This is a genomic window from Psychrobacter sp. PG1 (genome assembly GCF_014897815.1).
Taxonomy (GTDB): Bacteria; Pseudomonadota; Gammaproteobacteria; order Pseudomonadales; family Moraxellaceae; genus Psychrobacter.
Map to the genome: position 1 here is coordinate 1 of NZ_JABUZG010000034.1, position 639 is coordinate 639.

2 protein-coding genes are annotated in these 639 nt (G+C 32.2%); both read right to left on the minus strand.

The genetic code is table 11. The annotated features are described in order from the left end of the window. Nucleotides 1-112: 112 nt before the first annotated feature. Nucleotides 113-412, minus strand: coding sequence for a hypothetical protein (locus tag INT03_RS01520; protein ID WP_193007297.1), 300 nt, complete (start codon nucleotides 410-412; stop codon nucleotides 113-115). 10 nt (nucleotides 413-422) lie between these two features. Then, nucleotides 423-639, minus strand: a 217-nt coding sequence (locus INT03_RS14870; protein ID WP_226951660.1) for a hypothetical protein, incomplete at its 5' end; no start/stop codon positions are given.

The window sequence follows — 639 nt, forward strand, 5'->3', positions numbered from 1 at the left end:
ATAAAACCTATTATATATAATATGACTAACTTTTACAAGTAATAAATACTAGGCTTTAATTATTAATCAAATGCCATCTATGCAATGTGTTCTTATATATCTATTACAACGTTTATCTATTTGAATGGTCGAAATAGGCTATGTAACATATTTCCTGCATAGCTACCCAATAATCAAAAGTGCATTGAAGTCTTCTATTTTTTGTAACAAGGCCTTTCGATTTTAGCTCTTCTAAAACACTTTTTTCTTCATCACTGATCTTATCAAGACAGATATTATTAGCTATCAAATGAGACAGATAGGGCATGAAATCAAGCTCTCTCTTTTCAATCTCATAACCCAGCAATTCTACAGATCTTATCTTAATAGCTTCTGTTAACTCCCCACATTTCGACATTTTCAACCCTTTCATGATAAAAAAACTACTTGCTTTTTAAACTAAAAAAACTGTGCTGACTTGTGATTAATAAAAATAAAGTCCAACACTGAATGCTTGGTGACACTCCTGTTTTTTCTTTATTCTCGTAGTAAGAAACATACTTTTTACTTGATAGACCTAACAACCATGCCATTTTCCCCTGTCGCATAGAGTTAGCATTTTCTCTATATTGTTTTATCTCTTCGCCTGTGGCTGGCGGC